Below are 8,940 nucleotides of genomic sequence, written 5' to 3'. Positions count from 1 at the left end.
TCCAGTCGCCATGGCCCTTCCACAGGCAAAAGAAGAGGGGCAGATGGCGTATCTGCAGCAGCAGTCGTGAAAGGTACAGCCACTTCGGTCTGACCGATGTTACCTGGTCTATCCTCAGAAGATTTTACTTGCAAAGTCAGCCGCACAGTATGTGCCTCATACCCGGCAAACCCGAGTGAAATGCACCATTCTCCACCGCTGCAGGTCAGCGGCAAAACTTCCCGTTCTCCTGTCTCCAGATTAAGCCGCTCTGCCAGCACACGTTTATCCGATGAGACATCCGTATCGCTCCATAACCGCTTGGCAACGACCTTCAATTGTCCCTTTAATTGCCGACCCTCCTGGTTGGACAGGAACACCATATACTCACCATCCGATAATTGACGGGTCTGCATTAACAAGGAAGCACTCTCTTCCTCCATAATCCAACAGACAGGCTCTGGCAGCACCTGGTCCAGCAGCAGTGAGATCAATTCAAGTGTTGAATCATCCCCCTGACCTGCACCAACCGGAAGGAAGTAGGCTTCTCCCTCCCCTTGCTGCCACATTAATTCACTGCTGCCTTGCCTTGTTTCCCGGGAATGACCCCAATACTCTTCCTCAGGTTTATCCCCTGCACCGAAGAAGTTCGCTGCTTCATTGCCTACCGGACTTCCTTCCTGAATTGCGACGTACGGAGGCAGTCCGACTGATATGACGGTTCCTCCTTGCTCAGCAAAACGTCTAACCTGCTTCCAGGCATCCGCCTCCAGGTTCAGCATCGGCGGAAGAATAAGTACTTCGTATCTGGCAGCACCAATCCGAATCGTTCCACCCGCAAGTTCGGCTTCAGCCAGCAGCTCAGGGTCCAGATGGTCATAGTCACGTCTGTTCTCTAGCAAATGCACACCAATTCGCATCCAATCATTCGTAAGCCGCTCCAGTTTCGCCCGTTCGGCTTCATCCTCACCGCTATATTCAAACCCGTGCAGCGGATTGCCCATTAGGGTCCAGAATGTAGTCGTCGGATCAAGAACGGCAATCCGAATATCGGCTGTCCCCGTGCTCATGAGATAACTTATTCGTCCGGTGTAATCTCCAAGCTGGCGGAAATGCTTCCAGTATGGATTCTGCAGAAACTGGGATGGCGGTGCATCATGCTTTGTTAATCCACCAATCGTATAGAAAAAAGCGTGGAAATTATAGAAATTCGTGCCCATGGCTGCCATCCGGTCAATCATCCATTTGGCATCCTGCAGCGTCATCGACCAGCCCACACTATGAAAACACTCGATCAAATTGCGGCTGCGTCCCAGCTGTCTCGCCAGTGAGCTCACCATCTTCGGATTGTCACGCATTCTCTTGCCGTACCGTTCCAGAATCCAGGATAAGGGGCGTCCGAGCTTCTCATGTGCGGAGTCTCCCCCAGGCATATGGCTGAACAACTGAGTCGTCATCCGTACGCCAGGAACCTCTGCGGCATACTGGATCCCCGCATCCTCGCACCAGTCATGCACCTGCTGATGGTATGACTCCCTGAGAAGCAGATGCAGCGATTGATAATAGTCATACCGAATACGGGCCGAATCCGGAACATCGCCGTATAACAGGGCAGGAAGCGAATCAATGAGACTATATCCACAGCGTTCACGGAAATATGCAGGCAGCTGAGGAGACCAGGGAATACGTCCGAGCGGCGCAATTTCATCCGAAAACATCCCTTTGATAACGCTGTCAAAATGAGTTCCAACAGCCGCCGCATACCGGTCATGTGTCAGTTCAATAAAACGGCTCATCGCTTCCCTGTGGCACGGGTCAACAAAATTGCCGTAATATTTGAAATCGTCCATCTCCACTTCCTGAAACAGGATGACATCCCAATTCCCTGCCGGGGGGTCCCACACCAGGCGGAAAGCCGTCCGATATGTAAAAAATCGCTTGCGATTATACGATGTCAGACCCGTCTCCTGATAGACCTGATCGGTCTGGATATTGCCGATGCTGTGCCGCAGATCGATAGACTCATCCCATAACCGGTTACCCTCTGTGTCTCTTGGAATGGCTTTGGCGACCAATATACGTCCCCACGGCAACTCATGATTCACAGCTTCTCCGCCCTGCACATGCAGCTGATGATGCACAAGCTGGCGCTGCTTGGCTTCTGGGAAATCTAGGGTGACCTCCCCGCCTGCCATGCCGCTAGGATAGGGGTATTCGTCATACAGCCATACTTGCATGCCGCAGCTCTCCGCTGCCTCCACCGCAATCCGGACCTTGTCAAACCAAGCATCCGACAGATAGGGAATCTGCAGCCCTTGACGCGGACAAATGAAAAAACCGCCCACACCCTGTGCTGACATTTCATTCACTTGCCGTTTGATCTGCTCTTCCTCCATATCCCCATTCCAAAACCAGAAGGGATGAATCCGGTACTGCGCGGCGGGATTCGCAAATGCTTCCCCGTTCCACATGACGCTTTCCTCCCTGTTAAAAAGAATTATTTCATTTTCCATTACGGTTCATTTGTGTTCATGTACGTTTGTTTGGCTATGATTATACATTAAAAAATGCGGTTAGGGAGCCTGTAAATACAAAATGTTTTAAAAAATTGATATAGATGGAAATTCCCGACAGCTTTTGTTGTACTTACGTACGGCTGCCGGGCTCTGGAATTCTTCTACTTCAATGCAGCGTACAGTTCGTTGACTTCCTTCACGTACTCATCACCGCCACTGCTCTTCCACAGTGCGATTGCATCCTGGAATCCCTTCTCATCAATCTGTCCCACGATGAATTTGATACGGGCATCGTTGATGATGTTATCCAGCTGGGGTCCCTTTTGTGCATAAATGTCAGAGATCAACGGCTCACCTGGATTGGGAACAACGATCTCTTCGTTGGCCTTCTGTACCTCTGCTACCTTCTCACGAACGGGCGTCGGCTCAATCCGGAAGGCGCGGTCTTCCGGAAGGAACATCAATATTTGGTTCAGACCCTGCAGATCTCGCAGTGCAAGCTTGTCGGTGGTTGGAACAACATATTCCCCTTTTTTCTCATATTGTTTACCTTCGAGACCATTGGACAGCAAAGCCTGAAGCTCCGGCTCGTTCAATTGATCCAGGAATGCGAGCACCTTTTTCAGATCTTCTTCCGTTTTCACACCACTTTTGGAGACGGCAATCATACCCGAGTAGCCTGAGGTAGGCATGTCACGCAGCCCTTTGGGCCCTTCCACCGCCTGAAGCACATCCACTCGTCCTGTTGCCGATGGGTCCTTCTCCAAAATTTTCTGATCCATCCGCTGGGCGTTATCCGCTACATCGATCATGACACCCGCCTGCCCGTTGACAAACGGATCAGGCAGCTTGGTCGCATCCATCACGGCAAAGTCCTTGTTCACCAAACCTTCGCTATAAATCTGACGGAAAAACTTCAGTGCCTCCATATACTCAGGCGTTTCGTGTGCTGGAATCAATTTACCGCTGCCATCATCGCCCCATTTGTTGGGTGCACCAAACCAGATTTGCATATTATCCCACGGCCCGTTAAATTTGCTCGCTACCAAACCGTACGTATCATCCTTGCCGTTGCCATCCGGATCATCTGTAGTGAATGCTTTCAGCACATTATAAAGATCGTCCAAATTTTTGGGTTCTTCCAGACCCAGGTTTTCCAGCCAATCCTTCCGGATTGTTATCCCGTTCCGTCCCAACGGCCTTCCCCGATAGATACCGTAGGTTTTTCCGTCAATGGAGGCATTGTTCGTAATAATTTCGTTCATCTGGCTCAAGTTTGGGTAGTCTTTCAGATAAGGCCCCAGCTCCCAGAAAGCCCCGGTACGTGCAGCGTTAATGAAACTTGGCGATTTCCCGAGCACGACCATCACATCAGGCAGTTTACCCGAGGCCAGAGTAATGTTGAATTTGTCCTCATAGGAGCTGCTCGGCACCCATTGCAGATTCACATCCACTTTGGTTAATTCCTCAAGTTTCTGAATTACTGGACTGTTTTCAGGCGGGTTTTCGGCTTCAAAGTTCGGAAGCATGATCGTGATCTGTTCGGTTCCACCTGCAGCCCCTTCGCCCGTATCGTTGGATTTGTCTGTGGAGCAAGCTCCCAGAACCGTGCTCAGTAACAATGTTGCCGAAAGTACAAGTGCTGTTTTTTTGATTCCCGCTTTTTGTCCCATACGTTCTCCCCCTTGGCTTTTAGCCTTTGATTGAGCCTAACATGACACCTTTGGCAAAATGCTTTTGCAAAAACGGATACACGAGCAAAATCGGAATGGTACCTACCACGATGACGGCCATTTTAATGGACTGTTCCGGTGGCTGTACGAAATTGGGATCCATATTGGCCATATCCCCAACGCTTGCCTGCGAGAGCAGAACAATCTGTCTCAGCATCACCTGCAGCGGCCATTTGTCACTGTCGGAAATGTACAGGAGTGCCGAGAAGAAGTTATTCCAATGCCCTACGGCATAAAATAACGCAAACGTGGCAATCACCGGTTTGGATAGTGGCAGGACAATTCGCCAGAGTACCCCGAGGTCCGAGCAACCGTCGATACGGGCCGCTTCCTCCAGCCCGGGCGGCATTTGCTGAAAAAAGTTTTTGACAACAATTAAATTAAAAGCGCTGATTGCGCCAGGAAGCATAAGGGCCCAGTAAGAATCAAGCAATCCTAGTCCACGAATGACGAGATACGTCGGGATCATTCCTCCGCCGAACAGCATGGAGAAGATCACCATGTTCATCATGACGTTACGGCCCCAGAAGTCACTTCTGGATAGCGGATAAGCCATCGTCAGCGTGAAGAATAGATTGACCAGCGTGCCTGCTACCGTTACAAATACGGAGACGCCAATGCTGCGGAAGATGGTAGACGAAGAAAAAATATACTCATACGCGCTGAAGGAGAAGACTTTCGGAATGAGAAAGAAACTGCGTTCCGTAATCTCGGCTTCGGTCGCGAACGAATTCCCTATAATATACAGGAAAGGAAGGACAGTCAGTATGCCCAGAATACCCAGCATGACGTAATTGAAAATATCAAATACTTTGCCGGCAGGGCTGTTGTATAGACGGCTGTTCATGGGCTTTCCTCCTTATGAATTCATGCAGAATGCCTGTTAATAAATCCCCGGATGGCCGAATTTCTTGGCAAGTTTATTACTGCCGAGTACCAGGATGATACCCACGACCGATTTGAATAATCCTACCGCGGTACTGTAGCTGAATGCCCCTTGCGTAATCCCTACCGTATAGACATAGGTATCAAATACATCTGCCACGTCCCGGTTAAGTGAGTTGGTCATCAGATAAATCTGTTCGAATCCCGTATCCAAAAAGTTCCCGAGTCTGAGAATGAGCAGAATAACAATGGTTGTGCGGATCGCCGGCAGCGTAATGTGCCACATGCGTCGCAATCGTCCGGCACCATCCACAATGGAGGCCTCATACTGCTCGGTATCCACGCCTGCGAGTGCGGCCAGGAAGATAATTGTTCCCCAGCCCATCTCCTTCCACATCATCTGAATGATAATCAGTGGACGAAACGAACCCGGACTGGATAGTACATCTATGGGTTTTCCAGTTATCCAGGCAATCAGGTCGTACAGTACCCCGCCTTGAGGGGTCAGGAAGACGTAAGTGATACTGGCGATAATCACCATGGATACAAAATGAGGTACATACACCAGCGTTTGAATCGTTCTTTTGAAGAACGCGACCCTGATTTCATTTAATAAAAGGGCGATAATGATCGGTGCCGGGAAAAAGAATATGAGATCATATATGGCAAGAACCAGCGTGTTACGCAGCAATCGAAAGAAGTCCGGGTTGGAGAAAAAAGTCGTAAAGTTCTCCATGCCCACCCATTCACTGTTCTTAATACCGAGAAAAGGCTGATAGTCCTGAAAGGCAATGACAATCCCCCACATGGGCAAATACTTAAAGATAACAAAGTACAGAAATCCGGGAAGCACAAGCACGTACAGCCATTTGTTACGCTTGATCTGCCTCTTCCAATTGGATTCCCGCTTCATCGGCATGGTGGCCATTTCCGCCTGGGCTGCCGCTGCGGTATTTCCATTCCATTCGGTCTTCCCGTTCATAATCTCTCCCCTCCCTTATTTATGTAAGCGTTATCAACAAAGCTTGTAATTCAGACTATACAGAGCCCCCTTTTCCGGCAACCTTCATTTTTTGCTTGCGTACTGGGCGAGGCCAAAAAGCCCGCTATGACGCCACTTATGCTTCAATTTGGACATTTTTCGTAATACCCCATTGCACATTTTTGCAGCCTTATCCTTCTTTGTTTTCATCCTTCTCAACAAGAAAAACCGGAATCCGATGGTTCGGATCCCGGTGAGGCAGCAAGGTGGTAAACAGATCATTTGCCAAACCACTGATCCCGATACTGGCTTGGCGTTACACCCTCCTGTTTTTTGAAGATGCGATTAAAATAACTGTGCTGATAACCCACAGCAGCTGCAATGTCATTAATTTTCATTGTTGTCTCACGCAGCAGCTGTTTGGCTGCCTCCATTCGGACCTTTGTCAAATAATCAATAAAGTTCATGCCCGATACTTGCTTGAAGGCTTTGCTGAGCGCATAGGGTGTCATCTGTTCTGCATCTGCGCAGCCTTCCAGGGAGATTTCATTACGATAATGCTCGTCCATATACAGCATTGTCCGTTCCACCACCTGTTTCAGCGGCTCCTGCGCTCGCATCTCGATTTCCTGTATATAGGGCACCAGTACCTTACTCATCATCCACTGCTTCATCTGTGCAGGTTCGCGGATCGCTGACAATCGTTCGTACATATTGCAGCCTCCGAACAGCTTATACGGTGTTACCCCCGTCTGCAGCATCATATGCTGCACACTTCCGAGCAGCTGCAGCATCATCTGCTGTACCTGAAATTCGGTACTGCCCGTCCGGGCGATTTCGCCCATAAACTGTTCCAGCACCCGATCCGCTTCCTCCTGCTTGCCGAGTCTGATCGCCTGAATCATCTCGCGTTCCAAGCCCAGCGGATAAGCTGCTTCCTCCGCTCTCCGAAAACACTGCTCATCTTCCAGATCGAGTATCTGACTCCCTTCCTCTATGCTGCGATAAGCAACCGCCTGTTCCATCTCAACAAAGATGCCGGGCAGCTCATGCAGGGAATCAGCGGAGTGACTAATCATGACTGTGACATTCATTTTAAGCGTCCGCCCAATAACCTCAATCAGTTCCTGACCCCAGAGCAATGCTTGCGACTTGAGCTGTTCATCCTTCGGTGCAATGACAAGCATGGCTGAAGAGAGGTCATGAAAATTCATCATACTGACTTGGCTAAAATAGCTTTTGGCCACCTCTTCAATGATGTTTACGGCTGCAAAGGTCACCAGGCCGGTATCCTGACTTCCAAATCGTCCCTGCAGCCGGGCATAGCCCGTAAAATACATTTGCAGCAGCAAAAATTGCTGGCCCTCCACTTCGAATCCAAGATTCTTCATGCGCTTCTGGAGGTCTTCCTCGTTGTAGGCATATAAGTGTCCTTGAACCAGCTGCAGTACAAAGCTGTCACGCAAATGCGGAAGCTGCTCCTGCAATTGACGGTGTGCAGTAAGACTTCGGGAAGTCAGCTCATTCCACTGCTGTTCCAGCAGCTGGAATTCGTCCAGCCTCGGATTGGCCTGAGCCTCATGTTTGCCTGGTGTCAGAAGATGAAGCATTCTCGCCACAGGGGAATAAATCCGTCGTGAAGCAAGCCAGGATAACATGAGTCCCAGCAGCAGGCTGCCTGCGCTCGCAATGACAATAATTTTGGATACCAGCTTCACCGGTGATGTCACAGATGTCAGCGGTGCAGCGGAGACATAGGTCCAGTCGGAATCAATTCGGCTTAAGGAGCCGTATGATACGGAGTAGGTCTGATCTTCATATTTGAACAAAAAAGACGTACTGTCCGCATGCTGTGCAATCTCTTCCTTAAGCTGCTGTTCAAAGGCTGAATTCTGCTGGCCCCCTCCCGGATTACCGGTGACCAACGTATTGCCTTCCTGATCCATAAGAAAGGTCAAGCCTTCGTCATAAGGAGTAAGCGTTTTCAACAAACTGGCGACTTTCACATTGTCCAGGGTAATAATGAGTGCGCCGAACGGGTTATTATTCTCACCCGGGATTTTATGTACCAGAACCAGCGCGTTGCCTGCATCGGTATGCAGTAAGCTGCCCTTCATGGTAGCTGCTGGTTCAATGCTTGCGCTGGATACCCAGTCTGTCCAGTACACATGATTGCCCATGGATAGGTAACGGTCATAAGCTTTTATTTTCGCATCATCTAATAATTCGTTATACTCCCGGTTGAATAGGATTGGCTTCGGCTCCTGCAAATACAGCTGTGCAGACTTAATCAGGGGATGTGACCCTTCCAGTACATATAATGTGGTGACGATCTCCTGCGTTTCATTAAAATAATAGACAAAATCCAGGGTTCGCAGTGCATTGCCAAACCTTGGTTCAAAGGCCCAATGCGACAGGGTCATCTCCAGATAGGCCAGCTGGTCGTCCACATTGCGTGCCCGATTCTCGATCTGGTTTTGATGCATGCGATTGAATTCATTTTCCATTCTGCCAACAACCAGCTGGTACATCACGATACCTGTAATCAATCCGGGGATGCTGGCAATGAGCAAAATAATCATCAGACTATTCCGGTAAAAACGTCCTTTATGGCGTCCAGGAGTGAACCCGGGCAAACGCGCCAATCGACCTGGCGGCCTCTCTCTTTTAGTCGTTTCCATCATCATTCACCTGCCTGCTTGCATGTGGTCTGACTATCATGGGAACTCCCCCAACTCCTCTGCTGAGAAAATATGGATGAAATCCGTTTCCTGTATTATACTCACAATTTCCGGCGGAATGGAACGGTACGCAGCCGATCATTTTTTTAACCAATGTTTTATTA

General features: G+C 49.5%; 5 protein-coding genes. All 5 read right to left on the bottom strand.

Annotated features, from left to right (window positions below):
* Nucleotides 1-2,450: glycosyl hydrolase (locus MH144_RS22690; protein WP_275440249.1), on the bottom strand; the 2,450-nt coding region annotated here is incomplete at its 3' end.
* A gap of 206 nt (nt 2,451-2,656) precedes the next feature.
* The gene (locus MH144_RS22685; RefSeq protein ID WP_239304356.1) at nt 2,657-4,168 is read right to left on the bottom strand and encodes an extracellular solute-binding protein; all 1,512 of its coding nucleotides are present in this window, start codon (nt 4,166-4,168) and stop codon (nt 2,657-2,659) included.
* A 19-nt stretch (nt 4,169-4,187) separates the two neighbouring features.
* Complete coding sequence (locus MH144_RS22680; RefSeq protein WP_095293262.1) at nt 4,188-5,075, bottom strand: carbohydrate ABC transporter permease; 888 nt, start codon at nt 5,073-5,075, stop codon at nt 4,188-4,190.
* A gap of 36 nt (nt 5,076-5,111) precedes the next feature.
* Nucleotides 5,112-6,041 (bottom strand): ABC transporter permease, encoded by a 930-nt coding sequence (locus MH144_RS22675; protein WP_183525357.1) that lies wholly within the window; start codon nt 6,039-6,041, stop codon nt 5,112-5,114.
* Nucleotides 6,042-6,373: 332 nt separating this feature from the next.
* On the bottom strand, nt 6,374-8,776 hold the full coding sequence (locus tag MH144_RS22670; protein ID WP_239304354.1) for an AraC family transcriptional regulator: 2,403 nt from the start codon (nt 8,774-8,776) through the stop codon (nt 6,374-6,376).
* Between the last annotated feature and the right edge of the window lie 164 nt (nt 8,777-8,940).

The organism is Paenibacillus sp. ACRRY (assembly GCF_022346995.1).
Classification (GTDB): Bacteria; Bacillota; Bacilli; order Paenibacillales; family Paenibacillaceae; genus Paenibacillus.
The sequence above is the reverse complement of the archived record's forward strand: the minus strand, read 5'-3'. Positions and strand labels throughout refer to the sequence as shown.

Coding starts and splice junctions, on each gene's coding strand:
- MH144_RS22685 (WP_239304356.1), bottom strand. CDS start 4,168: ATGGGACAAAAAGCGGGAATCAAAAAAACAGCACTTGTACTTTCGGCA.
- MH144_RS22680 (WP_095293262.1), bottom strand. CDS start 5,075: ATGAACAGCCGTCTATACAACAGCCCTGCCGGCAAAGTATTTGATATT.
- MH144_RS22675 (WP_183525357.1), bottom strand. CDS start 6,041: ATGGCCACCATGCCGATGAAGCGGGAATCCAATTGGAAGAGGCAGATC.
- MH144_RS22670 (WP_239304354.1), bottom strand. CDS start 8,776: ATGGAAACGACTAAAAGAGAGAGGCCGCCAGGTCGATTGGCGCGTTTG.